The organism is Azospirillum doebereinerae (genome assembly GCF_003989665.1).
GTDB lineage: Bacteria > Pseudomonadota > Alphaproteobacteria > Azospirillales > Azospirillaceae > Azospirillum > Azospirillum doebereinerae.
The window spans coordinates 143,300-166,403 of record NZ_RZIJ01000014.1 but is presented as its reverse complement, the minus strand read 5'-3'; the positions used below and the strand labels follow the sequence as shown (position 1 = coordinate 166,403).

At 70.9% G+C, this 23,104-nt stretch carries 20 protein-coding genes; 5 read left to right on the top strand and 15 right to left on the bottom strand.

Annotated features, from left to right (window positions below; all coding sequences use genetic code 11):
• The first annotated feature begins 20 nt into the window (after positions 1 to 20).
• From pxpB to EJ913_RS18035, 4 genes are all read left to right on the top strand, one after another.
• Positions 21 to 788 (top strand): 5-oxoprolinase subunit PxpB, encoded by a 768-nt coding sequence (pxpB, locus tag EJ913_RS18050; RefSeq protein ID WP_127000371.1) that lies wholly within the window; start codon positions 21 to 23, stop codon positions 786 to 788.
• Positions 785 to 1,807, top strand: coding sequence for a 5-oxoprolinase subunit C family protein (locus EJ913_RS18045; RefSeq protein WP_127000369.1), 1,023 nt, complete (start codon positions 785 to 787; stop codon positions 1,805 to 1,807). The genes pxpB and EJ913_RS18045 overlap by 4 nt, the downstream gene beginning before the upstream one ends.
• A 61-nt stretch (positions 1,808 to 1,868) precedes the next feature.
• Complete coding sequence (locus EJ913_RS18040; RefSeq protein ID WP_127000367.1) at positions 1,869 to 2,651, top strand: LamB/YcsF family protein; 783 nt, start codon at positions 1,869 to 1,871, stop codon at positions 2,649 to 2,651.
• 346 nt (positions 2,652 to 2,997) lie between these two features.
• Entirely contained in the window at positions 2,998 to 3,534 is a 537-nt protein-coding gene (locus EJ913_RS18035) for a hypothetical protein (protein WP_127000365.1), read from the top strand.
• Between the two features lie 138 nt (positions 3,535 to 3,672).
• Here the strand turns inward: EJ913_RS18035 and EJ913_RS33055 are convergent, their stop codons facing one another.
• The 10 genes from EJ913_RS33055 to EJ913_RS17985 form a co-directional block, all read right to left on the bottom strand.
• Positions 3,673 to 4,908 (bottom strand): ABC transporter ATP-binding protein, encoded by a 1,236-nt coding sequence (locus tag EJ913_RS33055; RefSeq protein ID WP_127000363.1) that lies wholly within the window; start codon positions 4,906 to 4,908, stop codon positions 3,673 to 3,675.
• Between the two features lie 62 nt (positions 4,909 to 4,970).
• The gene (locus EJ913_RS18025) at positions 4,971 to 5,792 is read right to left on the bottom strand and encodes a carbohydrate ABC transporter permease (RefSeq protein ID WP_127000361.1); all 822 of its coding nucleotides are present in this window, start codon (positions 5,790 to 5,792) and stop codon (positions 4,971 to 4,973) included.
• A 4-nt stretch (positions 5,793 to 5,796) separates the two neighbouring features.
• Positions 5,797 to 6,747 carry a carbohydrate ABC transporter permease gene (locus EJ913_RS18020; RefSeq protein ID WP_211098982.1) on the bottom strand — a complete coding sequence of 317 codons (951 nt, stop codon included), beginning with the start codon at positions 6,745 to 6,747 and terminating at the stop codon, positions 5,797 to 5,799.
• A gap of 53 nt (positions 6,748 to 6,800) precedes the next feature.
• Complete coding sequence (locus EJ913_RS18015) at positions 6,801 to 8,054, bottom strand: ABC transporter substrate-binding protein (RefSeq protein WP_127000359.1); 1,254 nt, start codon at positions 8,052 to 8,054, stop codon at positions 6,801 to 6,803.
• A 139-nt stretch (positions 8,055 to 8,193) separates the two neighbouring features.
• Complete coding sequence (locus tag EJ913_RS18010; RefSeq protein WP_127000357.1) at positions 8,194 to 9,783, bottom strand: aldehyde dehydrogenase (NADP(+)); 1,590 nt, start codon at positions 9,781 to 9,783, stop codon at positions 8,194 to 8,196.
• Between the two features lie 37 nt (positions 9,784 to 9,820).
• Entirely contained in the window at positions 9,821 to 11,008 is a 1,188-nt protein-coding gene (locus EJ913_RS18005; RefSeq protein ID WP_127000355.1) for a fumarylacetoacetate hydrolase family protein, read from the bottom strand.
• Positions 11,009 to 11,021: 13 nt separating this feature from the next.
• Entirely contained in the window at positions 11,022 to 11,828 is an 807-nt protein-coding gene (locus EJ913_RS18000) for an enoyl-CoA hydratase/isomerase family protein (protein ID WP_127000353.1), read from the bottom strand.
• Positions 11,829 to 11,839: 11 nt separating this feature from the next.
• On the bottom strand, positions 11,840 to 12,988 hold the full coding sequence (locus tag EJ913_RS17995) for a type 2 periplasmic-binding domain-containing protein (RefSeq protein WP_127000351.1): 1,149 nt from the start codon (positions 12,986 to 12,988) through the stop codon (positions 11,840 to 11,842).
• Positions 12,970 to 14,199: a CaiB/BaiF CoA transferase family protein gene (locus tag EJ913_RS17990; protein WP_127000349.1), complete on the bottom strand. Its 1,230-nt coding sequence runs from the start codon at positions 14,197 to 14,199 to the stop codon at positions 12,970 to 12,972. The genes EJ913_RS17995 and EJ913_RS17990 overlap by 19 nt, the downstream gene beginning before the upstream one ends.
• Before the next feature lie 68 nt (positions 14,200 to 14,267).
• Positions 14,268 to 15,041, bottom strand: coding sequence for an SDR family oxidoreductase (locus tag EJ913_RS17985; RefSeq protein ID WP_127000347.1), 774 nt, complete (start codon positions 15,039 to 15,041; stop codon positions 14,268 to 14,270).
• A 325-nt stretch (positions 15,042 to 15,366) separates the two neighbouring features.
• Here EJ913_RS17985 and EJ913_RS17980 point away from each other — a divergent pair, with 325 nt between their 5' ends.
• On the top strand, positions 15,367 to 16,356 hold the full coding sequence (locus EJ913_RS17980; RefSeq protein WP_238519623.1) for a LacI family DNA-binding transcriptional regulator: 990 nt from the start codon (positions 15,367 to 15,369) through the stop codon (positions 16,354 to 16,356).
• A 95-nt stretch (positions 16,357 to 16,451) separates the two neighbouring features.
• On the opposite strand, the gene EJ913_RS17975 is transcribed toward EJ913_RS17980, so the two are convergent.
• The 5 genes from EJ913_RS17975 to EJ913_RS17960 form a co-directional block, all read right to left on the bottom strand.
• Positions 16,452 to 18,680, bottom strand: coding sequence for a site-2 protease family protein (locus EJ913_RS17975; protein ID WP_127000343.1), 2,229 nt, complete (start codon positions 18,678 to 18,680; stop codon positions 16,452 to 16,454).
• 45 nt (positions 18,681 to 18,725) lie between these two features.
• Complete coding sequence (locus tag EJ913_RS17970; protein WP_127000341.1) at positions 18,726 to 20,210, bottom strand: efflux RND transporter periplasmic adaptor subunit; 1,485 nt, start codon at positions 20,208 to 20,210, stop codon at positions 18,726 to 18,728.
• Complete coding sequence (locus EJ913_RS17965; protein WP_238519593.1) at positions 20,207 to 21,031, bottom strand: efflux RND transporter periplasmic adaptor subunit; 825 nt, start codon at positions 21,029 to 21,031, stop codon at positions 20,207 to 20,209. The genes EJ913_RS17970 and EJ913_RS17965 overlap by 4 nt, the downstream gene beginning before the upstream one ends.
• Positions 21,028 to 21,270 (bottom strand): SPOR domain-containing protein, encoded by a 243-nt coding sequence (locus EJ913_RS32605; protein ID WP_244939403.1) that lies wholly within the window; start codon positions 21,268 to 21,270, stop codon positions 21,028 to 21,030. The genes EJ913_RS17965 and EJ913_RS32605 overlap by 4 nt, the downstream gene beginning before the upstream one ends.
• A gap of 107 nt (positions 21,271 to 21,377) precedes the next feature.
• Positions 21,378 to 23,069 (bottom strand): TolC family protein, encoded by a 1,692-nt coding sequence (locus tag EJ913_RS17960; protein WP_244939402.1) that lies wholly within the window; start codon positions 23,067 to 23,069, stop codon positions 21,378 to 21,380.
• Between the last annotated feature and the right edge of the window lie 35 nt (positions 23,070 to 23,104).

Here is a 23,104-nt window from a genome sequence, read left to right as displayed (position 1 = left end):
CCTCTTCTTCGAGACCGACCATGAGCGAGACACCCGCGTCGCCGCCCGGCCTGTCCCCGCGCCTGCTGCCGGCCGGCGACGGCGCGCTGATCGTCGAACTGGGCGAGGGCATCGCCCCCGCCCTCAACGCCGCCGTCCACCGACTCGACCGCCGCATCGCCGACGCCGCCCTGCCGGGGGTGGTGGAGACGGTGCCGACCTACCGCTCGGTGCTGGTCGTCTTCGACCCGGCGCGGACGCATCCGGACCGGTTGGGCCAAGCCCTGCTGGGATTGACCGAGGGGCTGTCCCAGCCCTCGCCGGAACCGCAGCGGCGCTGGGTCATCCCGGTCTGCTTCGGCGGGATCCACGGCGAGGATCTGGACGACGTCGCCCGCCGCGCCGGCCTGACGACAGCCGAGGTGACGGCCCTGCACTGCGCCGCCGACTACCGGGTCTACATGCTGGGCTTCTCCCCCGGCTTCGCCTATCTCGGCGGGCTGCCGGAGGCGCTGCACCAACCCCGCCGCGAGAATCCGCGCATGATGACCCCGGCCGGCAGCGTCATCCAGGGTGGCGCCCAGGCGGCCATCTCCCCCATCGCCATGCCCAGCGGCTGGCATCTGCTGGGACGCACGCCCGTGAGGATCTTCGACCTGCGCCGCGACCAGCCCTTCCTGCTGGCGCCCGGCGACCGCGTCCGCTTCGCGTCGGTGCCGGTCGTCGAATTCGACCGGATGGCCGCCTGCGACGGGCTGCTGCCCGACAGCGAGACGGTCGCGGGCGACGTTGCGGGGGTGGCGGCATGAGCAGCCATCTGCGCGTCGCCGCCGCCGGTCCCAGCTCCACCGTGCAGGACCGGGGGCGGGTCGGCTACCAGCGCTACGGCGTCTCGGTGGCGGGGGCGGTCGATCCGCTGCTGCACGCCGCCGCCAACGCGCTGGTCGGCAACCCGGCCGGCGAAGGCGCCGTCGAGTTCACGATGGCCGGCGACAGCCTGACGGTCGAGGGCGGTCCGGTCCGCGTCGCGGTGGCCGGCGACGCCGCCCTCACCATCGACGACGAGCCGGCCCCGGCCTGGACCAGCCTGCGGCTGCGCGACGGCCAGACCCTGCGGATCGGGGCCCTGCGCGAGGGCACGCGCGGCTATTGGGCGGTGGAGGGCGGGCTTGCCCTGGCCCCCGTGCTGGGCAGCGTCGCCACCCACGCCCGCACCGGGCTCGGCGGGTTGGCCGGCGGCGCGCTGAAGACGGGTGACCGCCTGCCGCTGCGTCTCGACGACGCCGCCGACCGGGGCGAACTGACGCTCGATCCGTCCCTGCTGCCGGCGCGCGGGGCGGACATCCGCGTGGTGCTCGGCCCGCAGGACGACGCCTTCACCCCGGCGGGCATCGCCGCCTTCCTGGAGGAGAGCTTCACCGTCAGCCACGAGGCGGACCGGATGGGCTACCGGCTGAACGGCCCGGTCATCGAGCACGCGCGCGGCTTCAACATCACCTCGGACGGAATCCCGTTGGGGGCGGTGCAGGTGCCGGGCACCGGCCAGCCGATCGTGCTGCTGGCCGACCGGCAGACGACCGGCGGCTACCCGAAGATCGCCTGCGTGATCGGCCCGGACGTGGGGGCGCTGGCGCAGAAGCGGCCGGGCGAACGCCTGCGCTTCCGCGCCGTCGCCACCGCCGAGGCCCAGGCCCTGCACGCCCGCCACCGGGACGTCCTGGCGGGGCTGCCCGGCCTGCTGCGCCCGGCCGGCGCCTTCGCCCTCTACGGCAGCGAGCGGCTGCTCGGCTTCAACCTGATCGGCGGCGTGGTGACGGGCTGGGACTGATCCGTCTTCCCTGTCCCGCTCCGGGAGAGACGCACGCGAACGCAACAAAAGGACCATTTGCATGGCGGTCATCGATCTGAACTGCGACATGGGGGAAGGCTTCGGCGCTTGGGCGATGGGGGACGACCGGGCGATGCTCGACATCGTGACCTCCGCCAACATCGCCTGTGGCTTCCACGCCGGCGATCCGTCGATCATGGCGGAGACCGCCCGGCTGGCCCTGGAGAAGGGGGTGCGCATCGGCGCCCATCCCGGCTTCGACGACCGCGCCGGCTTCGGCCGCCGCACCATCCGGGGCGACAGCCCGGCGGCGATCGAGCGCATGGTCGCCTACCAGATCGGCGCGCTGCAAGGCTGCGCCGCGCTCGCCGGCCACCGCGTCACCCATGTGAAGCCGCACGGGGCGCTGTACAACATGGCGGCGGTCGAGGCGGATCTGGCGATGGCCATCGCCCGCGCGGTCAAGGCGGTGGACCCGGCCCTGCTGTTCGTCGTTCCGCCGCTCAGCGCGATGGACAAGGCCGGCACGACGCTGGGCCTGCGCGTCCTGCGCGAGGCCTTCGCCGACCGCACCTACGAGGACGACGGCACCCTGACCCCGCGTTCGGTGGCCGGATCGGTCATCCACGCGCCGGAACTGGCCGCGGAGCGGGTGGTCCGGATGGTGTTGGACGGAGCGGTGACCAGCCGCCACGGCACCCGCCTCCCGATCGTCGCCGACACCATCTGCGTCCACGGCGACACGCCGACGGCCGTCGCCATGGCCGGAGCGGTGCGTGTGGCGCTGGAGAAGGCGGGCGTTCTCGTCCGTCCCCCGCATCCGGTGCAGAGCGCGACGGCCTGAGGCCCGCCACCCAGAGGATCGGGCGAAGGAAGGTTTCGGCTGCGGGGTGACCGTGGGTGGTGCCGATGCGGACGTGAATCGGAGTGCCGTCGCGGTGCCGGGAAATGAAAGGTCGGTCTTTCCCAAGATCCATCGATTTCGTCGATGGATGGCATCAAGCAAATTCCTTTTACCTGTGTCGACCGGCGCCCTATCTTGGATTGGCAATCCTTGGGGCGCCCGTGGGGCAATCCAGCCCCGCGCACCGAAACCGATGACGTCGCTTGGTGTCGGACGGGTTTCGTCGAGCGCTCCTGGACCATCTGTCCACAGAGATGGTTGATGACTGCGGCTGGGGGAGTCCCCGATGGTGCCGGTGGCGGTCGTCGGCTGTTTGTGGTTGCAGGCGTGGGCACGGCAACGGGCCGCGCCGCCTTGGTGGGCGCGCATGGGAAAGGAGGGGGGTGATGCCATGATCGATGGTCAGGATTTCTCCATCGCCGCCGGTTGGGGGCTGGCTGGCCTTCTCTCCAGCGCCCTGGTCGTGACCATGCTCCTTCCCGGCCCATCGGCGGTGCCGGAACGAACGCTGACCGAGCGGGCCGTGCACAGCCTGAGCCGGGAAACCTGCCAGCATATGTTGCGGAGCTTTGCCGATGAGCTCGGCTCCGGCGATCCGGCGGCATGGCTTTGGACGGAGGAGTCCACGGCATTGGCCTCCCCGGCGGTCATGCGGACGAAACGTTCGGAAACGGCGGCGCCACCCCGCCCCTACGCCTTCCGGCCGGGCACCGGGGTCATTCCGGAGCAGGCCTGCTCCTTCCCCGCCAACTCGCTCTATGTCATCTCCTATGAGACGGTGGCGCAGCCGGGGGTCTTCGTCATGACGTCCCAGATCGAATGACGCCCGGCGCGACCGTTTCGACGCGCCGGGCGGAGCGGCCCGGCTTCCCGAGGAACCGCCGATGGCCGTGCCCCGTCCGGTCCCGGCAGGCTGCGCTGGCGCCTCCCGCCGGGATGCGATCCCCGGCAAGAACGGCCGTCAGGAGGCGGTGCGGATGGCGCCGACCCGGCCGTTCGTCGTGAAGTCCTCGGCCGCGCGCCCGCCGACGCGCAGGCCGCTGTCCTGGTCGAACAGCGAGAAGTCCTTCAGGTGGCAGTCGAGGCCGACCGCCTCGCCGACGCGCAGCTCGCTGTAGCCGGGGACCGACACCATCACCTCGTCGGTCGGGGCGCCGTCGTCGTCGTGCGCGGTGCGGATGCCGGACAGCTTCACCGAGATCAGCGATTCCGCACCGACATGCTCGACCAGGGTGACGGTGCCGGCCAGGCTCTTGCCCTGGCCCGGCGGCACGATGCCGAAGGCGCCGGGCCGCAGGCCGAGCCACACCCGGCTGCGCCCCGTCCCGGAGGCCGCCCCGGACACTGGTCTTTCGGCCCCGTCGGGTAGGGGGAGAACGCTGGTTCCGACGCGAACGGTCATGCCCTCCACCTCGGCCTCGATCAGGTTCATCGGCGGCGTGCCGATGAAGCGGGCGACGTAGGTGTTGGCGGGCTTCTCGTAGATCTCGCGCGGGGTGCCGAACTGCTGCAGCGACCCGTCGCGCATCAGCGCGATGCGGGTGCCCATCGTCATCGCCTCGATCTGGTCGTGGGTGACGTAGACGAAGTTGCCGCCGACCCGCTGATGCAGTTGCGTGATCTCCGCCCGCATGGCGGTGCGCAGCTTGGCGTCCAGGTTCGACAGCGGCTCGTCCATCAGGAAGGCCGAGGGCTGGCGCACCATGGCGCGGCCCAGCGCCACGCGCTGCCGCTGGCCGCCCGACAGGGTGCGGGGGTGGCGGTCCAGCACCTTGGTCAGGGCCAGCATGTCGGCGGTGCGCTCCACCAGACCGCGCACCTCGGGCGAGTTCTCGATGCGGCGCTTGAAGAGGTCGCCGATCACCGGAATGTGGAACCACCAGCGGAATTGCCGCATGATCAGCGGGAAGGCGATGTTCCGGCGCACCGTCATGTGCGGGTAGAGCGCGTAGGACTGGAAGACGAAGGCCATGTCGCGGCCGCTCGGCGGCAACTGGTCGACGCGCTTGCCGCCCAGATGGATCTGGCCGCTGCTGACGGTCTCCAGCCCGGCGATCATGCGCAGGATGGTGGATTTGCCGCAGCCGGACGGCCCCAGCAGCACCAGGAACTCGTCGTCGCCGACCTCCAGGCTGACGTTGTCGATCACCGTCAGGGCGCCGAACGACTTGGTCACATTCTCCAATTTGATAGCCATGGGCTTTTCCCTTCGAAGTCTTGCGGTCCGGCGCGGGCCGGGAGGATGGGGGAGGGGCGGGATCAGCCCTTGACGCCGCCGGAGGTCATGCCGGCGACCACGTAGCGCTGGACGAACAGGTAGAAGACGACCGCCGGCAGCGTGTAGACGATGCCGACCGCCATGACGGTGTGGACCGGGGTGCTCAGCTCGCCGACGAAGCTGGCCAGCCCGACCGAGGCGGTGCGCAACGTGTCGTCGCTGATGAAGGTCTGGGCGAAGACGTATTCGTTCCAGCCGTGGAAGAAGGCGATCACCGCCGCCGCCGCCAGCGTCGGCGCGATCAGCGGCAGCACCACCGCCAGCACGATGCCGAGCCGCGAACAGCCGTCGATCCGCGCCGCCTCCTCGATCTCCGAGGGCACGCCGTCGATGGCGCCCTTCAGGATCCAGGTCACCACCGGGACGGTGAAGGCCGTGTTGGCCAAGATCAGGCCGAGCAGCGTGTTGAGCAGCGAGAGCTGCGTGAAGATGTCGTAGAGCGGCACCACCAGCATCGCCTCGGGCAGCATCTGCGTCATGAACAGCGCGAAGCCCAGCAGCAGCTTGCCCCGGAAGTCCAGCCGCGACAGCGCGTAGGCGGGCAGCACCGCCAGACCGATGCTGAGCGCCGTCGTGCCGACCGCGACGATCAGGCTGTTGACCAGCCAGAGCCGCAGCGAGGTTTCGGTGAAGGCGTCGGCGTAGGTGGCGATCTGCGACAGCGTCGGCAGCATCCGGGGGGAGGGGGAGAAGAGCTGCTCGGACGGCGTCAGCGAGGTGACGAACATCCAGTAGAGCGGGAAGGCCGCGACGCCCAGCAGGGCCAGCACGGCGATCAGGCGGGCGGTATGGGTCTTGATCATGGGGTCACCGTTTCCCGCTGGCCTTTTCGGCGCGCAGCGACAGCCAGAAATAGGCGAAGGTCACCAGGATGGCGATCACCAGCCCGACGATGCCGACCGCCGCCGCCCGGCCGAGGTCGAGGTAGACGAAGGCGCGGCGGTACAGGTCGATGACCAGCGTGTTGGTCTCGCCCAGCGGGCCGCCCTGGGTCATCAGCCAGATCACGTCGAAGCGGCGCAGCGACCAGACGGTGATCAGCAGCGTCAGCAGCGCGACGGACGGGCGGATGGTCGGCCAGACCACCGCGCGGAACACGCTGAGCCGGTCGGCCCCGTCGATCACCGCCGCCTCGCGCAGTTCCGACGGCACGCCCTGGAGGGCGGCCAGGATGACGACGGAGGAGAAGGGGAAGATCTGCCAGATCGTGGTGATGAGGATGGCGGGCAGGGCGTAGGACGGCTCGTCCAGCCAGTTCGTGCCGCCCGAGGACAGGCCGAGGAACTGGGCCAGATGGCTGAACAGCCCGTACTGCGCGTTGAACATCCACACGAAGATCAGCGCCGCCGCGACCGGCGGGGCGGCCCAGGGGATGGTCACCAGGGCGCGCGCGAGGCCGCGCCCGGGAAACGCCCCGTCGAGCAGCAGCGCCGCCAGCAGGCCGAGCCCGATGGAGGCGAGGACGCAGACCACCGTGTAGATCGCGGTGACGCGCAGCACCTGATGGAATTCGGAATCGAGCAGAAGCTCGCGGTAGTTCTCGAAGCCGACGAAGGCATGCTTGGTCGGATCCAGCAGCGAGGTCGAGGTGACGCTCAGCAGGAATTCCTGGATCAGCGGGTAGCCCTGGAAGACCAGGAGATAGAGCGCCACCGGGGCGACGAAGAAGGCGGGAACCCAGCGGCCGTGGTCGAGCGGCGCGGCGCGCGGGACGGCCTCGGGCCGGGCCTTGGGTTGGTTCGCGGTCCTGCTCATCATGATGCGGTTTCCGGAAAAGGGCCGGCGGCGCCGGGGCGCCGCCGGCCGGAGCGTTACTTCTGGGCGAGGACGCGGGAGGTGATCTGGCGCTGGGCCTCGTCCATGGCGGCCTGCGGGGCGACGCCGCCCTGCAGCACCTTCAGCACCTGCTGCACCACGACCTGCTGGATCTCCGGCGCCTTGGTCTCCAGCCCCTGGGGCAGGGCCGGGACGCTGTTGGGGGTCTGCGCGTCGTAGACCTTCAGCCAGGGCATCGCCGCCAGCTCCTCGGGCGTGCGCTCCACCGTGATCGCGACGTTGGCGGCGCCGAGCAGGGTCTGCAACTCCTGCTGCTGCTGGGGTTGCAGGCTCCAGCGCAGGAACTTGCCGGCGGCCTCCTTCACCTTGGTGTTGGCGTTGATGGTGACCGGAGCCAGGATCATTCCCTGCTCCTTGTGCGGGAAGGGCGAGGGGGCGGCGGAGATCGGGTGCGCCTTGCCCTGCGAGGTCAGGATGGTGGCGACGCCGCCGTTGTCGATCTCCATGGCGACCTTGCCTTCCCAGAACATCCGCCGATAGGTGGCGGCGTCGGTGCCCTTGGGCGTCATGCCGGCGTCGTAGACGGTCTTGTAGGCGGCGACGCCGGCGACGACCTCCGGGCTGTTGAAGGTCGGGGTGCCGTCGGGCTTGGACCAGCGCCCGCCGAAGCCGTAGACGAAGTTGGTCAGGTCGTACCAGAAGCCGCCCCGCTCGGCCATGGTGGCGCGGTAGGCGTAGCCGTAGTTGCCGTCCTTGGTCGCCGCCTTGGCGAGATTCACGAACTCCTCGAAGGTCTTGGGCGGGGTGCCGCCCGGCAGCAGCGCCGCGTTGTAGACCATCGCGTAGTTGGCGGTGTCGAAGGCGAAGCCGTAGCGCTTGCCGTCGATCTTCATGTACGTGTCGGCGCTGGTGAAGTTGTGCTCGCCGTCCTTGACGATGTCGTCGATCGGCAGCACCGACTTGGCGGCGACCGCCGCGTAGAATTCGGGAAGATCGAAGCGGACGATGTCGGGGCCGCCGTTGCCGCCCATCTGCGTGAAGATGGTGGTTGCGAAGGAGGAGAACGGGATGGTGACCGGCTTGACCTCGATGTCGGGGTTGGCCTTGTTGAACGTCTCGACCCAGGCCTTCAGCCGGTCGCCGCGTCCGACCTCCGCGAAGTGGGAGGCGGCGAAGGTCACCACGGTCTTGCCCGGCGACTGGGCCATGGCGCCGGAAGCCGTCGCCAGCGCCACGCCCGCCGCCAGGATGGGTGCCGCGCTCGAAATGATGGTCAGAAACGGCTTCATGCTGCGTCCTCCTCCGGATTTTCGTTCGATTTGTTCGGTTGTCGTGTCTCGGGCGGCGTTTTGGGGAGCCTACCAGAGTATGTCGCTCGTTTGTTGCGCCTTGGGATCGTTCGTGAATCCCCCGATCCCATCCCCCGCTTCAGGCCTTGGCGAGCGCGCCGTCGATCCGCCGCCAGAGGGCCAGCGGGTTGCCGTCGCGCAAGGCTTCGGGCAGCAGGGCGGCCGGAAGGTCCTGGTAGCAGACCGGGCGCAGGAAGCGCTTGATCGCTGCCGTGCCGACCGAGGTGGAGCGGCTGTCCGAGGTGGCCGGGAAGGGGCCGCCATGCACCATCGCGTGGCAGACCTCCACCCCGGTCGGCCAGCCGTTGGCGAGGATGCGGCCGGCCTTGCGCTCCAGCACCGGCAGCAGGGCCGCCACCGCCGCCGCGTCGTCCGCGTCCATCTGGAGTGTCGCGGTCAGCTGCCCCTCCAACCGTTCCGCCACCGTCCGCAACGTGGCGAGGTCCGGGCAGCGGACGACCAGCGAGGCCGAGCCGAACACCTCCTCCTGAAGCGCCGGGTCGGCGAGGAAGGCGGCGGCCGAGGTGGCGAAGAGGGCAGCCCGCGCTTGGTTGGGGCCGGAACAGGCCGTGCCGCGTGCCAGCGTTTCGACCGACGCGTTGCCGGTCAGAGCGGCGACGCCCTCGTCGTAGGCGGCGTGGATGCCCGGCGTCAGCATGGTCAGCGCGGCGCTGCCGTCCAGCGCCTCGGCGGCCGAGGCCAGGAAGCGGTCGAGGTCGGGACCGTCCACCGCCAGCAGCAGGCCGGGGTTGGTGCAGAACTGTCCGGCGCCCATGGTCAGCGAGGCGACGAAGGCCCGGCCCAACGCGTCGGCGCGGGCAGCCAGCGCCGCCGGCATCAGGAAGACCGGGTTGATGCTGCTCATCTCCGCGTAGACCGGGATCGGTTCGGGCCGGTCGGCGGCGACCCGCATCAGCGCGACGCCGCCCCGGCGCGAGCCGGTGAAGCCGACCGCCTTGATGCGCGGGTCGGCGACCAGCGCCGTGCCGATGCGGCTGCCGGCGCCGAACAGCAGCGAGAACACGCCCTCCGGCAGGCCGCAGGACGCGACGGCGGCCTGGACGGCGCGGCCGACCAGCTCGGACGTGCCGGGATGGGCGGAATGCGCCTTGACCACCACCGGGCAGCCGGCGGCCAGCGCCGAGGCGGTGTCGCCACCGGCCACCGAGAAGGCCAGCGGGAAGTTGCTGGCGCCGAACACCGCGACGGGACCGAGCGGGATCTGGCGCTGGCGCAGGTCGGCGCGGGGCAGGGGGCTGCGCTCGGGCTGGGCCGGGTCGATGCGGGCGTCGAGCCAGCTTCCCTCGCGCACGGTCTGGGCGAACAGGCGGAGCTGGCCGACGGTGCGGCCGCGCTCCCCCTCCAGACGGGCGCGCGGCAGGCCGCTCTCGGCCATGGCGCGCTGGATCAGGGCGTCGCCGATGTCCAGGATGTTCTGGGCGATGGCCTCCAGGAAGGCGGCGCGTTGTTCCAGGCCGGTTTCGCGGTAGGCGTCGAAGGCTTGCCCGGCGAGCGCGCAGGCGCGTTCGACCTCGGCCGCCCCGCCGCCGCCGAAGGCGGGGTCGAGCCGTTCGCCGGTGGCCGGGTCGACCGCGTAAAGGTCGCCGTCGCCGCCGCGCAGCGCGGTGGAGCCGATCAGCATGGAGCCGGTGATGGTGGCGGTGGTCATGGACGTCGTCCTTTTTCCTCGTTCCGGTCGCCCGGCCTCAGCCGAGCAGGCCCCGGCCGGCCAGATTGCGCATCAGGGCGCCGGCGCCGAACTCCCACGGCGCGCAGGCCGCGCAATGGCGGACCCGGTTGGACAGGGCACCAAGCGCCGGCGTGGCGACCGTCACCACGTCGTCGATCTTGTGGGTGAAGCCCTCGCCCGGCCGGTCGCGGTCCTGCACCGGCGCGAACATGGTGCCCAGCAGCAGGATGAAGCCGTCCGGGTACTGGTGGTTCTCGCCGATGGTGGCCGCCACCAGATCGACCGGGTCGCGGCTGATCCGCGCCATGGAGGAGGCGCCCTCCAGCCGGAAGCCGTCGCTGCCCTCCACCGTCAGCCCAAGCTCGGCGTTGCGCACCGAATCCAGGGTGAAGCGGTCGTCGAACAGACGGATGAAGGGGCCGAGCGAACAGCTCGCGTTGTTGTCCTTGGCCTTGCCGAGCAGCAGGGCGGACCGGCCCTCCACATCCCGCAGGTTCATGTCGTTGCCCAGCGTGGCGCCGACGATGACGCCCCGGCTGGACACCACCATGGCGACCTCCGGCTCCGGGTTGTTCCAGGTCGAGCTGGGCGGGATGCCGACATGGGCGCCGGTGCCGACCGCCGACAGGGGCTGGCCCTTGGTGAAGATCTCGGCGTCGGGGCCGATGCCGACCTCCAGGTACTGCGACCAGACGCCCCGCGCGATCAGCGCCTTCTTGACCTCCATGGCCTCGGGGGAGCCGGGCTTCAGGGTGGACAGGTCGCGGCCGATCAGCGCGTCGATGTCGGCGCGGATGGCCAGCGCCTTTTCCGGGGCGCCGCGCGCCTGCTCCTCGATGACGCGCTCCAGCAGGCTGACCACGAAGGTCACGCCCGACGCCTTCACCGCCTGGAGGTCGATGGGCGCCAGCAGCCAGGGCCGGTCGGTCCGGCGCATGTCCTCGTCGGCGTTGGCGAGCAGGTCGGCGATGCTTCCGATCCGTTCGCCGGGCAGGCTGCGCGCCAGCGCGGCGGCCTCGCCGGTCTCGATCAGGTCGCGCACGGTCGGCGCGTCGCGCGACGTGATGTCGAACACCCCGCCGTCGCGGATCGCGACCACCGACGGGCCGCCAAGCTCGGGCCGCCAGACGCGGCCGACCAGCAGGGCGTCGCGGTCGGCCGGCAGGGCGACGGCCGGGTCGAGGTGCAGAGGGCGCTTGCTCATGGTCCGGTTCCCCTCACTTGCGCCGGAAGACCGGCGGGCGCTTGTCCTTGAAGGCGGCGCGGCCTTCCAGCGCGTCCTCGGTGGCGAAGCAGATGGTCTGGAGGTCGCGCTCGTAGCCGATGGCCTTCTCGATCGGCATGGTGTGGGCGGCCTTGAGGTTCAGCTTGGCCGTTTCCGCCGCGATGGGCGCGCGGCTGGCGATGACGGCGGCGATCTCCTGCGCGCGGGCCAGCAGGCGGTCGGCCGGCACCACCTCGCTGACCAGCCCCCAGGCCAGCGCCCGGGCGGCGTCCACCGGGTCGCCGGTCATGATCATCAGCGCCGCGTTCGACGCGCCGATGGAGTGCGACAGGAAGGCCGCGACCCCGCCGCCGCCGATCCAGCCGAGCTTGATCTCCGGCGCCGCGAACTGCGCGTTCTCCGAGGCGAGGCGGATGTCGCAGCTCATCGCCGTCTCCAGCCCGCCGCCGAAGGCGTAGCCGTTGACGGCGGCGATGGACGGCTTGCGCAGCGCCCGGACGGCGTCGCAATAGTCTTCGCGGTTGCGGAAGTTCCAGGCGGTGTCGTAGCGGTCCAGGTCGCGGATGTCGGACCCGCAGGAGAAGGACTTCGGCCCGGCCCCGGTCAGCACGACGCAGCGGATTTGATCGTCTTCGTTGCAGCGGCGCACGGCGGCGACGAGATCCGCCGCCATCTCCGGCGTCACCGCGTTGAGTTTCTGCGGGCGGTTCAGGACGATGGTGGCGACGAAGCCGTCGACCGTGAAGGAGATTTCACCGGTGGCCGGGGTGGTGGCCGGCGGGGCGATGCTGGTGTCCATGGTGTGTTGCCTTATCGTTCGGTGCCGACGGTCCGGCTTTCGGCGTAGCGGCGTTGCAGGCGGTCGAGGATCGCGGCGTGCGGCTCGCCCCCGGCGAGGCCGTCGCGCAGGATGGCGGACGCCGCGGCCTGGAAGGCGATGTAGCCGTCATGGCGGGGGCGGACGTAGGCCGCTTCCAGCGTCGCCGCCGTGTTGCGGTAGAAGCCGCCCCAGCGCGCGTTGACCCGGTCGTCGTGCCACGCCGCGCGGCGGCTGGGCTGCCCGTCGTGATCGGGGATGAAGCGGTCTTGCGCCTCGGCGCCGAGCAGCCAGCGCAGATGGTCGCGCAGGGCTGGCGTCACTTCGCAGCGGATCGAGACGCCGATGCCGGTGCCGCCCAGCGTCGAGCCGGGCCGGCCATCGGCCGTGGCGCGTGGCGCGTCGGCGAAGGCGATGGCCTTGTCCGCCGGATCGGCCGGGGCCGCGTAGTTGACGTAGCCGTAGACCAGCGGGCAGAGCGCCACGTCGTCGTGGCGCGCCATGTGGCCGAGCAGGCCGATGGGGTTCCTGCCCCGCACCAAATCCGGAGTCCGTCCGGCCAGCAGCGCCATCAGGTCGAGCACGCGCTTGCCGGTCTCGGCCGAGACCAGCCGGTCGGGATCGGCCACGGCCGGCGGCTCGCCGAAGGCGGCGGCCATCGACAGGAAGCTCAGGCAGGCGTGCGGCCCGGCCAGCGACAGGGCGACCGGCGCCTGGTCCGACAGCGCGGCGACACCGTCCCAGGTGGCCGGCGCCGGCCCGCCGGTCAGGTCGGCGCGGAACGCCGTCACCTGCGTCGCCGCGTCCAGCGGCAGCGCCCAATGGCGTCCGCCGAAGCGGTAGCTGGCGAGGCTCGGCCCGATGCTGTCGCGTTCCCAGGCGGCGATCTCGTCTTCCGGGAACAGATCCTCCAGCGGCACGAGGCAACGCTGCGCCACCGCCTCGCCGATGTGGGGATGGTCCAGCACGACGAGGTCGTAGCGGGCGCAGAGGTCGCCGATCGGGTGCTCCTCGAAGCCCTCCAGCGGCTGCTTGTCCCAGGCGATGGCCAGCCCGTCGCGCTTCTCGTCCAACCGCGCGGCGGCGGCGGCCAGCGCGTTGTAGCCGCGTGGGTGGTCCCAGGTCAGGGCGCGGTAACGCATGCCGGCTCCTCTTCCGTCGCGGCGATGGCACCGGACGACAGCAGGCGGTCGATGTCGGCGGCGGAATAGCCGGCGGCCTCCAGCACCTCGCGGGTGTGTTCGCCGGCCAGCGGCGCGCCGCGCTCCACGGCCGACGGCGTCTTGGAGAACCTGATCGGGAAGCCCGGCGTCTTGACCCGCCCCTCGGTCGGGTGGTCGTACTCGACGAAGGTGCCGTTGTGCGCGATCTGCGGGTCGTTGACGAGGTCGGCGTAGCCGTAGACCGGCCCGGCCCAGATGTCGTTCGCCTTGAACAGCGCCAGCCATTCCGCCGAGGTTTTCGCCGTCAGCCGGGCGCGGGTCTTGGCGAAGATTTCGTCGCGGCGCGACCAGCTGTCGGTCTCGTCCACCATGTCGAGGAAGGACGGCTCGCCGATCAGCTCGCCCAGCAGCCGCAGCGAGGGGAAGGCGACGATGATGAAGCCGTCGCTGGTCGCGAAGGCGCCGTAGGGCGCGCGGATGTAGACATGGGCGTGCGGCTCGGCCGAGCGGGTCTGCGGCTTGGCCCCGACCGTGAAGACCGACAATTCCTGCATCTGGAGCGTGGTGATCGCGTCCAGCATGTTGACCTGGACCAGTTGGCCCTCGCCGGTGCGCTCGCGGTGGAGCAGGGCGGCGAGCGCGCCCTCGAAGGCGGTGTAGCCGGTGACGGCGTCCACCAGATACTGCCCGGCGGGGGTCGGCGCCTCGCCGTCGCGGCCGGCCGACAGCATGGCGCCGGACATGCCCTGGAGCAGCAGATCCTGACCCGGCCGGTCGACGTAGGGGCCGGTCTCGCCATAGCCGGAGATCGAGACGTAGATCAGGCGCGGGTTGATCGCCGAGAGCGATTCGTAATCGACGCCCAGACGCTTGGCCACGCCGGGCCGGTAGTTCTGGAGGAAGACGTCGGCCGTCTTCACCAGATCCAGCAGCAGGGCCTTGCCGTCCGGCTTCTTCAGGTCCACCGCCAGCGAGCGCTTGTTCCGGTTCAGCGACAGGAACGACACGTTCACCTTATTGCCGGTGATGCCGCCGGCCGCCGTGTGGCGCTGCCACTCGCCGGTCACCGGCTCGACCTTCACCACGTCGGCGCCGAGGTCGCCCAGGCGCTGGGCGGCCAGCGGGCCGGCCATCGCGATGGAGCAGTCCAGCACGCGGTAACCGCTGAGGATGTTGCGTTTGTTGTCCATGGTTTCCGGGTCTTCTTGCCTTGCGGTCCGCGCAGGGAGGCGCGGAGGGTGGGGTCGGGGCCGTTCCGTCAGACCGACGCTGCCGCCGCCGCCGGGGCGGGGGGCAGGAAGTTGCGGTTCCAGGTCGGGCTGATGAGGATCTCGTTGACGCAGACGTGGGGCGGCATCTCGGCGACGAAGCGGATGGTCCGGCCCAGGTCGTCGGGCCGCAGCAGGCGCGCCAGCTCGTCGGGCGGCGGCGGGGCGGCGCGCTGCGTCAGGAAGTCGGTCTCGACCTCTCCCGGCATGATCACGCAAGCGCGCAGGCCGTTGCCGCACTCCTCCATGTTCAGGGAGTGGCCGAGCGCCACCAGCGCCTGCTTGGTCGCGTTGTAGCCGGGGCCGCCCAGCCGCACCGCGTGCCGGCCGACCCAGGAGGAGATGAGGATGATCGTGCCGGACCGGCGCTCGCGCATCGAGGGCAGAGTCGCCTGGATGGCGTGCATCGCGCCGTTGAGATTGACGTCGACCAACCGCGCCCAGTCGCCGGGGCCGAGCGACTGGAAGCTGCGGTTGGGCAGGTTCAGGCCGGCGCTGGCGACCAGCGTGTCGATGCGGCCATGCGCCTCCAGGATCGCCGCCGCCGTGCGCCGAACCGCCGGCTCGTCGGTCACGTCGAGCACCGCCGCCTCGGCGTGGCCGCCGGTTTCGCGGATGGTGCCGACGACGCGCTCCAGCTCCTCCCGCCGTCGCCCGGAGACGACGACGGTGGCGCCGGCTTCCGCCAGCGCCCTGGCGCCGGCCGCGCCGATGCCGCTTCCTCCGCCAGTGATCCAGACGACGCTGTCCGCAAGGATGTTCATGGCTGCCTTCCGTTGCCGTCCGCGGCCGCCTTTCAAAGTGACCGCTAACGTGACCGGTAACATGGTTGGTTGGACGGATCAAGCGTCTTTGTCGATGGTGTGCGTTAGCGTTCGCGTGACCGCTAACATTTTTCCGGCTATGGTGGCGGGAGGTCAGCGCCCGGCTTGCAACCGCCGGCGGGGTCCTGCACAAGAAGGAACGCCGCCCCTCCGCTTCCCGGAGGCACCGGCGGCAGGAACGAGGTCATCCCACGTGTCGGACGAAGGACAGTTGTCGGTCAGGAAGGCGGACTCCCGGCGGAGATCCGCGACCCAAGCGGTGACGATGGCCGATGTGGCGCGGGCGGCGGGGGTCTCGACCCAGACCGTGTCGCGCGCGCTGCGCGATCCCCGCAGCGTCGGGCCGGACACGCTGGCCCGCATCGAGGAGGCGGTGCGCGAGACCCGCTACGTGCAGAACTTCGCGGCGAGTCACCTCGCCTCGAACCGCAGCATGACGGTCGCAGCGATCATCCCGACGATCTCCGCCTCGATCTTCGCGGAAACCATCCAGGGGCTGTCCGACGTTCTGCTGCCGGAGGGCTATCAGGTGTTCCTCGGCCACACCGACTACGTGGCGGCGCGCGAGGAATCGCTGGTGCGCAGCTTCAGCGGACGGCGGCCGGACGGCTTCTTCATCATCGGCACCCGCCACACCCAGGAGACCACGGCGCTGCTCAAGCGCACCGGCGTGCCGGTGGTCGAAAGCTGGAGCTGGACCCCGCGCCCGGTCGATCTGCTGGTCGGCTTCTCCAACCACGCGGCGCTGATCCGCGTCGTCGACCATCTGGTGGAGCGCGGCTACCGCCGCCTGACCTTCGCCGGGGTGATGAAGCCGGGCGATCACCGCGCCAAGGAGCGCCTGAAGGGTTTCCAGGATGCCCACGCCCGCCATTTTCCGGGCGAGACCCCACGCGTCGTGACCGTCGCCAGCAGCCCGATGGTGATGGCGACCGGGGTGGAGCTTCTGGCGCTGGTGCGCGCGCAGCACCCGGAAACCGACGCCGTCGTGTTCGCCAGCGACGTGCTCGCCTCGGGGGCCATCCTGGCCTGCGGCGGCCTCGGGATTTCCGTGCCGGGCGATCTGGCGATCACCGGCTTCGGCAACTACGACATCGCCGGGCAGCTGACGCCGGGGCTCACCACGGTCGCCATCGCCAGCAAAAGGATCGGGGTGGAGTCGGCCCGGCTGCTGCTGCGCCGCATGCAGGGCGCGACCGTCGACGACCGGGCGCTGGACGTCGGATTCGAGCTTCTGGTGCGGGGGAGCACCTGAACGGGGCGCATCCACCGGCTCGCGGTGGCGTCTGAGGGGGGCTGTCGGTGGGGATGGCGTAGGCTAACCGCCTGACGCAATCCGGAAAGAGCCGGTCAGAACCCTGTCTCGCGGATCAGCACGGAGGCGGCGATGCGCCAGAAGCGTTCGGCGATGCTTCGCGCCTCGCCCGCCACGCGGACGATGCCGCGGGTGACGCGCTCCGGTCCCTCCCGCGCGGTACTGGCAGCGGCCGGTTCGACGTCCAGGGTGATGCGGTAGACCGCCTCCACCGGGGCAAGCGCGCTGCGGCCGCTCCCGCCATGCTGCTGGCCCGGCTGGGGTCCCGCCTGCCCCTCCACCGCCACCGGGCCGCCATTGACCGAGGCGAGCGCCGGCACGTCCAGAACCGAGACGGCGACTGGATCGACCGCGCGCAGCTTCGCCGCGCGGCGGGGAGCCAGCGGGTCGTCCGGGTGGAACTGCGCCCCGGCCCCCAGGCTCAGCCGGTCGAAATCGCCCTCGCCGACATAGCCGACCAGCTCGCCGTTGCCCGGCGCCACCACCATCGCCAGCGGCAGCTTCGGCCCGATCCAGCGGCCGGGGGTCAGCGCATCCTCCATGTCGCGCACGGTGCCCGACAGCGGAGCCCGCACCACCAGCCGGTTGCGGCTGTCGAGAAGCCCCTGCCGCTCGGCCAGGGCGGCGGCCAGATCCTCCTCCATCGCCCGCACGCGGTCGAGTTGCTCGCGGCTGGCGGTCAGGCGGGCGATCTGCTCCTGCATCCAGGCGATGCGCAGCTCCGCTTGGCGCAGCTTGCCCTCCAGGTCGGGGGCGGTCAGGCGGAACAGCGGCTCGCCCTCCACCACGCTCTGGCCGCGGGCGACCAGCGCTTCCTCCAGCCGGGCGGGGAAGGGGGCGTAGACGGTGGCGAAGCCGGAGGCCCGCCAGACCACCGGCACCGACACGGTCGAGGTCACCGGCAGCAGCGTCAGCCCGACCGCCGCCGCCAGCCCGGCCAGCGTCAGCCCGGTGCGCAGGTTCACATGGAAGCGGTCGCGCAAGCCCCACCAAGCCTTGGTCTCGTTCAGGAAGGGGCGAGCGACGAACCAGCCGATTTCGATGGCGAACAACAGGATCCCCAGAACCTTGATGGCGACATGGTAGACCAGGAGCGCGATGCCGAGGAACAGCATCAGCCGGTAGACCCAGGTGACGTAGGAATAAGCCAGCAGGATGCGGCGCCGCGCCGCCGGCATCTGCTCCGGTGGAGCCATGCCAAGGCCGAACAGCCACTCCCGCAGCTTCCAGCGCGCCATGGCGAAGGCGCGCTCCTGCAGGTTGGGCACATCGAGCGCGTCGGACAGCAGGTAGTAGCCGTCGAAGCGCATGAAGGGGCTTAGGTTGATCGCCAGCGTGGTGATCCAGCTGACCGTCGCCAGGAAATAGGCGGCGCTGCGCAGCGGCCCATCGGGCAGGAAGCTCCAGGCCAGCGTGGCGAAGACCGCGATCATCAGTTCGGTCAGCATGCCGGCCGCCCCCACCGCCAGCCGTTGCCGGCGCGAGACCAGCCTCCAGGCGTCGGTGGTGTCGGTGTAGAGCACCGGCCACATCACCAGGAAGGCCACCCCCATGGTCGGCACCCGGCAGCCGAAGCGCTTGGCGGTGTAGGCATGCCCCAGCTCGTGACAGATCTTGGTGCCCAGCAGCGTAACGCCGTAGAGCGCCAGCCCTTCGGGGGAGAAGAAATGCTGGAAAGTGTGCAGGAAGGCGTCCCACTGCCGCGCCACCAGCAGACCGGCCAGCACGGCGGTCAGCAGCACCAAGCCCATCCAGCCCCGGCTGTAGAGCGGCGCCACCAACCCCACCGTCGCCGACAGGAAACGGTCCGGCCGCACCAACGGGATACGGAAGAACAGGTAGTTGTGGACCAGCCACCAGAACCAGCCGGTGTGCCGCGCCGCTGCTTGACGCGCTAGAAAGGCGGTGTCGACGGTAACGGTCAGGTTGTTGGCCACCAGGAACTGGTAGAAGCCCATGATGTCTTGGGCCGTTGGCTCGAACAGGCTGTTGTCGGCCACCGCCGCCGCGATCGCGCGCGGGTTGGCGTGGTGCCAGTGCGCGATCAGCGCGAAGGCCTCCGGCCCGATGCGGAAATAGCGGTTGCGCACCGGATCATGGATGGTCCAGCCCGGTGCCCCGTCCTGCCCCGCCGGCGCCGGCAGCAGGACCAGATCGTCGCGCAGCCCCGGCAGCCGCAGGGAGTCCAGCGGATCGGCCGGGGCGGAACCGACGGCGCGGAGACCGGCGGGGGGACTGGCAGCGGGGGGAATCGCGATGGACACGGGCGTCCTTGTGTTGCCTTGGGGGACATTGCCTTGGGGGCAGCCTCAGATCCCCATCGACTGGCGCAGCAGGGCCAGGGGGCGACGGAACAGGTAGAGGGCCAGCGGCACGCGGTCGCCCAGGATCTTGGCGGTGCCGCGCAGACCGATGCGCGGCGGGGCCTCCCCCGGACTCCGGCCCGGTTCGAGCGCCGCCTTGACGCGGTAGGACAGCACGCCGGCGGCCGACAGGCCGGCTTCGTAGCTGGCATGGGTCAGCCGCGCCTGCAAGGGGTGGAGCGGGTCGACGTTCAGGAACAGCTCCACCGGGGATCCCGGCTCGAGCACCAGGGCGTCGCCGACCGACACCATGATGTCGATCTCCGGCGCCTGCGGGTCGGCCAGGGTCAGCACGCGCTCGCCCACCGACACCGGCTTGCCCAGCCAGTCGTTGACGTCGGTGAAGACGGCGATGCCGGCGCGGTCGGCCTTCACCGTCACCCGGTCCAGCAGGTCGCGGGCGAGCGCCATTTCGGCCCGGCGCAACTCCACCTGGGCGCGGAGCTGGGCGACGCGGGCCTTGGTCTGCGGGTCGGCGAAGGCGGCCTGCGAGGCGGTCAGCAGTTCCGCCTCCGCCTGGGTCAGGCCCTTGCGCGCCACCTCGAAGCGGCTGCGCAGAACGGTGGATTCGAAGCTGAACAACGGCTGGCCAGCCGCCACCGCCTCGTTCGGCTGCACATGGAAGCGCTCGATCACGCCATCCAGCGGTGCGGCGACGATCACCGGGTTGCTGGTCTGGATTTCGGCCGGGGCCAGGGTGGACATCGGCACCGGGATGGCGAGCGCCCCGGCGATGGCCAGCAGCAGCACCAGAGGCAGCAGGGCGCGGCGCAGCCCTTGCCGCTTCGCCCGCTTGCCCGACAGCGCCCACCAGGCATGGCCGTAACCTTCGGTCAGATGGCCCAGCAGCAGGAGTTCGCCGTCGGTCCAGGGCTCGTCACGGCCAAGCCACAGGCCGGCCGGCGGCGGGACGGCCTTGTCCCGGCTTTCCGCCGCAGCGCCGGGCAGCACCTCCCGCGGGGCTTCCGGCTTGCGCAACGGGCACCACAGCACCTGCGCCGGCCCCCATTCGCCCCAGGCGGTGCGCACGGAGGCGGGCAGGGCGGCGGGATCGACGACATGGACGCTGTTGGCGTGCTCCCCGGTGGCGACGGCGCGCACCGCCTCCTCCAGCCATTGGGCGAAGGGGGTGTTCGGCTCCAGCACGGCGATGTTCGACACCGCCTCCAGCGTCGCCCGCCCCCGCTCGCCCACCGTCAGGAAGGCCGCCTGCCGATAGGCGATCAGCCGGCGCGTCTGGTTGACGATGTGATAGCGCAGCTCCGGCGCCGTCGCCTGCCGCCAGGCCTGCCGCTGCAGCTCCAGCAGCAGCAGCAGGCCGTTCACCGGCTGCGGCGCCCCTCCCTGCGGCGCCCCATGCGGCGTCCCCTGGGGAGCGCCCTGCGCCGGAGCCGCCTGCTGGGGAGGGATCTGGGCCATGGCGGCGCTCATGGCCTCACTGTTTCTGGCTTGGGAGTTCCCTGAAGCGACGATACGGCCGGTTCCGGGAAGATGGCGGTGCCGCTCATGCCGGCGATCATGCCGGCTGGAACGCCGTTGCCCGTCAGCTTGGCGGTGACCTTCACCGACTGGCTGGCCGGATCGACCTTGGCGCCGGGCAGCACCACTTCGCCGGGCAGGGTGGCCCCGGTCTCGTCGACGCGCAGGTCGAAGCGCTGCCCCGGCTTCAGCCATACCAGCCAGGAGGAGGGAACGATCAGTTCCACCTTCAGGTCGCGGTCGGACAGGATCTCCAGCAGTGGCGCGCCGGCGGCGACCGACTCATGCTCCTGGATGCGGCGTTCGACCGCCCGGCCGTCGAAGGGGGCCTTGATGTCGCAGCGCCGGGCCTGCACCTCGGCCTTGCGGACGTCGGCGCGGGCGACCTGGGCCTTGGCTTCGGCCAGCTGCACCTCCGCCTCGCCGATGGAGCGCAGGCTGTTCAGGCGCCGGTTGACCCGCGCCGTCACCTCGGCCGCGTTCAGCTGGGCGCGGGCGCCGTCCAGCTCCGCCTGATAGCTGGAGCAGTCGAAGGCGACCAGCAGGTCGCCGGCCTTGAAGCTCTGGCCGGCATCGACGCCCATGCGGGCGATGCGGCCGGGGATCTCGGACGAGAGGACGGCGTGCCGCCGCGCCTCGATCAGGGCGCGGACCTGTCCCTGCGAAGCGTCCTGGGCCGCTGCCGGGGTGGAGGCGAGGCCACCACCCAGCAGCACGGTCAGGAGGGCGGCGGCGCCGAACACGGCGCCGGGCCGAACTCTGGAACGGATCACAGCGACGCGAGCCGGTCGGCCGGCAGGCTGTCGGACGGCTGTTCCTGGGCCGAAAGGGTACGAACGGTGCATTCCCGCTGACTATCCTTGACACGATGGCAGAACCGCTCGGCCGCGGTGCGGTCGGCGAAGCCGCCTGCACGCAGCTGGACGATGGTCGTGCCGTCCTGGCTGCGCCGGCTGGAGACATACAGGGCGTCACCCCCGCTGCCGTCCGTTCCCAGGCGTTTGGCGATCATACCCCATTCCTGCTTTGCAAACCTGTGGCTTGCGTAAGCCCCGGGATTGACCTGGATGACGGGAGAGAAGGACGCCGTCGCAACCGAGGCTGCAACAGAAGCTTTGGTTATGCCGCCGGAGCAGGTGCCGAAGCGGCCACCGGAACCGGAGCCACCTGCTTGGCCGGCTCCTGTTTGGGAGCTTCCGGCTTCACCGTTTCGGTTCTTGAATCCTTTGGGGCATCCTTGGCGGCGGCCTTGGGCGTGGCCATCAGGTCCTTGACGCGCAGCATGCCGTTGGCGCGTTCCTGCCAGGAGGACAGGCCTTTGCCCACCGCCTGGGTCAGGCTGGCCAGGTCGTTGGCGGCCATCGTCTCCGGCAGCGGATCGACGCCGGCCGACACCATGACCCGGGCATAGGCGTTGTGCAGGTCGGCCAGCACCAGATCGCGGCGCAGGTCGGACAGCAGCGCCGTCACCTCCGACTGGATCACGCCCAGCTCGCCCACCTGTCCGGCCTCGCCGACGTTGGTGTATTGCGAGCGGATGCGGGTGTCGAGATCGGCCTGCTCGGCGGTCAGGGCGAATTCCTGCTTTAGTTCACGGAACTGGAGCACAGCCACATGCACTTGGCTCAGCACCGCCATGCTCAGCGCCTGACGGCGGAAGGAGACCAGTTCCTCCTGCGCCTCGGCGTAGGATTTGGTGGCGGGGGCGGAGATCAGGTTGATCAGGTTCCAGCTGATCCGCGCGCCGTAATCGGCCCAGCGCTGGTTCAGCAGGAAGCTGTTGCTGTCGTAGCGCAGGGCGGCGTTGACGTCGATGCCCGGCAGCAGCTTCAGCAGCGACCGCCAGGTCTCGTCGGCGGAGATGCGCTGGTTGTAGCTCTCCTCCAGCAGCTCCGGCCGGTTCAGCAGGGCGTAGGTCTCCAGCGCTTCGGTGCCGACGTCCAGCTTGGGCGGCGCCTGCATGACGCTGGCCGCCGGCATCTCGATCTCGAACGGCTCGCCCGGCGGCAAGCCCATCAGCGCACCCAGCTGCGACTTCGCCGCCACCAGCTCGCGGCGCAGCGACTGCAGCTGGCGCAGCGTCTCGACCAGGGTGCGGGTGTAGTTCAGCGCCTGCAGCGGCGCCTGGACGCGCAGCGCCTCCAGCGTGCGGGCGTCGCGGCGTGCGCCCTCCACCCGCTTCTCCAGAGGCGCCAGGCGCTTCAGCAGCCGTTCGGCGGCCACGGCGCGCCAATAGGCGGTGCGCACGTCCTGCATGATGCCCTGGACGACGCGGCGGCGGCGTTCGTCGGCGATCAGCACCAGATTGGCGTTCTGCCGCGCCCGCAGATAGCTGACGCCGAAGTCCAGAACGTTCCAGGTGAAGGCGAGGTCGCCGGTGCGGCGGTGCTTGTCGGTGGCGGTGGTGCTTTCGCCCGTCCGCCGGCCGGTGGCGAGGTTCAGGCTCTCCGACCCGGCATCGTTGTTGCGCCCGACATAGCCGGCGGCGGCCACGACGCGCGGCAGCATGTCATAGCGCGACAGCTCCAGCTGGTCGGTGGCGACCGCCATCTCCATCAGCTTCACGCGTTCGTCGAGGTTGTACTTGATGGCGCGGGCCATCGCCTCATCCATCGAGACCGCCTTGGTCAGCGGCTCCTGCGGGGCCAGCACGACGCCCAGATCCGTGCGCACGCGCGCCAGATTCTCCTCGGCCGTCAGCGGCTCGGGTTTGACCGCGCAGCCCGCAGCCAGCAGGGATGCCGTCAGGACGGCGACGGGAACCACCGAAGAAAGCAAGCGGCGGCGAAGGTGAACGGTCGAAGTCTTCATGGTGGGAGCAATTCCGTTCGGCGGAAAAGGATTGG

Bases quoted from the DNA above. Each gene is read 5' to 3' on its own strand.
- pxpB (WP_127000371.1), top strand. From the start codon at position 21: ATGAGCGAGACACCCGCGTCGCCGCCCGGCCTGTCCCCGCGCCTGCTG.
- EJ913_RS18045 (WP_127000369.1), top strand. From the start codon at position 785: ATGAGCAGCCATCTGCGCGTCGCCGCCGCCGGTCCCAGCTCCACCGTG.
- EJ913_RS18040 (WP_127000367.1), top strand. From the start codon at position 1,869: ATGGCGGTCATCGATCTGAACTGCGACATGGGGGAAGGCTTCGGCGCT.
- EJ913_RS18035 (WP_127000365.1), top strand. From the start codon at position 2,998: ATGGTGCCGGTGGCGGTCGTCGGCTGTTTGTGGTTGCAGGCGTGGGCA.
- EJ913_RS33055 (WP_127000363.1), bottom strand. From the start codon at position 4,908: ATGGCTATCAAATTGGAGAATGTGACCAAGTCGTTCGGCGCCCTGACG.
- EJ913_RS18025 (WP_127000361.1), bottom strand. From the start codon at position 5,792: ATGATCAAGACCCATACCGCCCGCCTGATCGCCGTGCTGGCCCTGCTG.
- EJ913_RS18020 (WP_211098982.1), bottom strand. From the start codon at position 6,747: ATGATGAGCAGGACCGCGAACCAACCCAAGGCCCGGCCCGAGGCCGTC.
- EJ913_RS18015 (WP_127000359.1), bottom strand. From the start codon at position 8,054: ATGAAGCCGTTTCTGACCATCATTTCGAGCGCGGCACCCATCCTGGCG.
- EJ913_RS18010 (WP_127000357.1), bottom strand. From the start codon at position 9,783: ATGACCACCGCCACCATCACCGGCTCCATGCTGATCGGCTCCACCGCG.
- EJ913_RS18005 (WP_127000355.1), bottom strand. From the start codon at position 11,008: ATGAGCAAGCGCCCTCTGCACCTCGACCCGGCCGTCGCCCTGCCGGCC.
- EJ913_RS18000 (WP_127000353.1), bottom strand. From the start codon at position 11,828: ATGGACACCAGCATCGCCCCGCCGGCCACCACCCCGGCCACCGGTGAA.
- EJ913_RS17995 (WP_127000351.1), bottom strand. From the start codon at position 12,988: ATGCGTTACCGCGCCCTGACCTGGGACCACCCACGCGGCTACAACGCG.
- EJ913_RS17990 (WP_127000349.1), bottom strand. From the start codon at position 14,199: ATGGACAACAAACGCAACATCCTCAGCGGTTACCGCGTGCTGGACTGC.
- EJ913_RS17985 (WP_127000347.1), bottom strand. From the start codon at position 15,041: ATGAACATCCTTGCGGACAGCGTCGTCTGGATCACTGGCGGAGGAAGC.
- EJ913_RS17980 (WP_238519623.1), top strand. From the start codon at position 15,367: ATGGCCGATGTGGCGCGGGCGGCGGGGGTCTCGACCCAGACCGTGTCG.
- EJ913_RS17970 (WP_127000341.1), bottom strand. From the start codon at position 20,210: ATGAGCGCCGCCATGGCCCAGATCCCTCCCCAGCAGGCGGCTCCGGCG.
- EJ913_RS32605 (WP_244939403.1), bottom strand. From the start codon at position 21,270: ATGATCGCCAAACGCCTGGGAACGGACGGCAGCGGGGGTGACGCCCTG.
- EJ913_RS17960 (WP_244939402.1), bottom strand. From the start codon at position 23,069: ATGAAGACTTCGACCGTTCACCTTCGCCGCCGCTTGCTTTCTTCGGTG.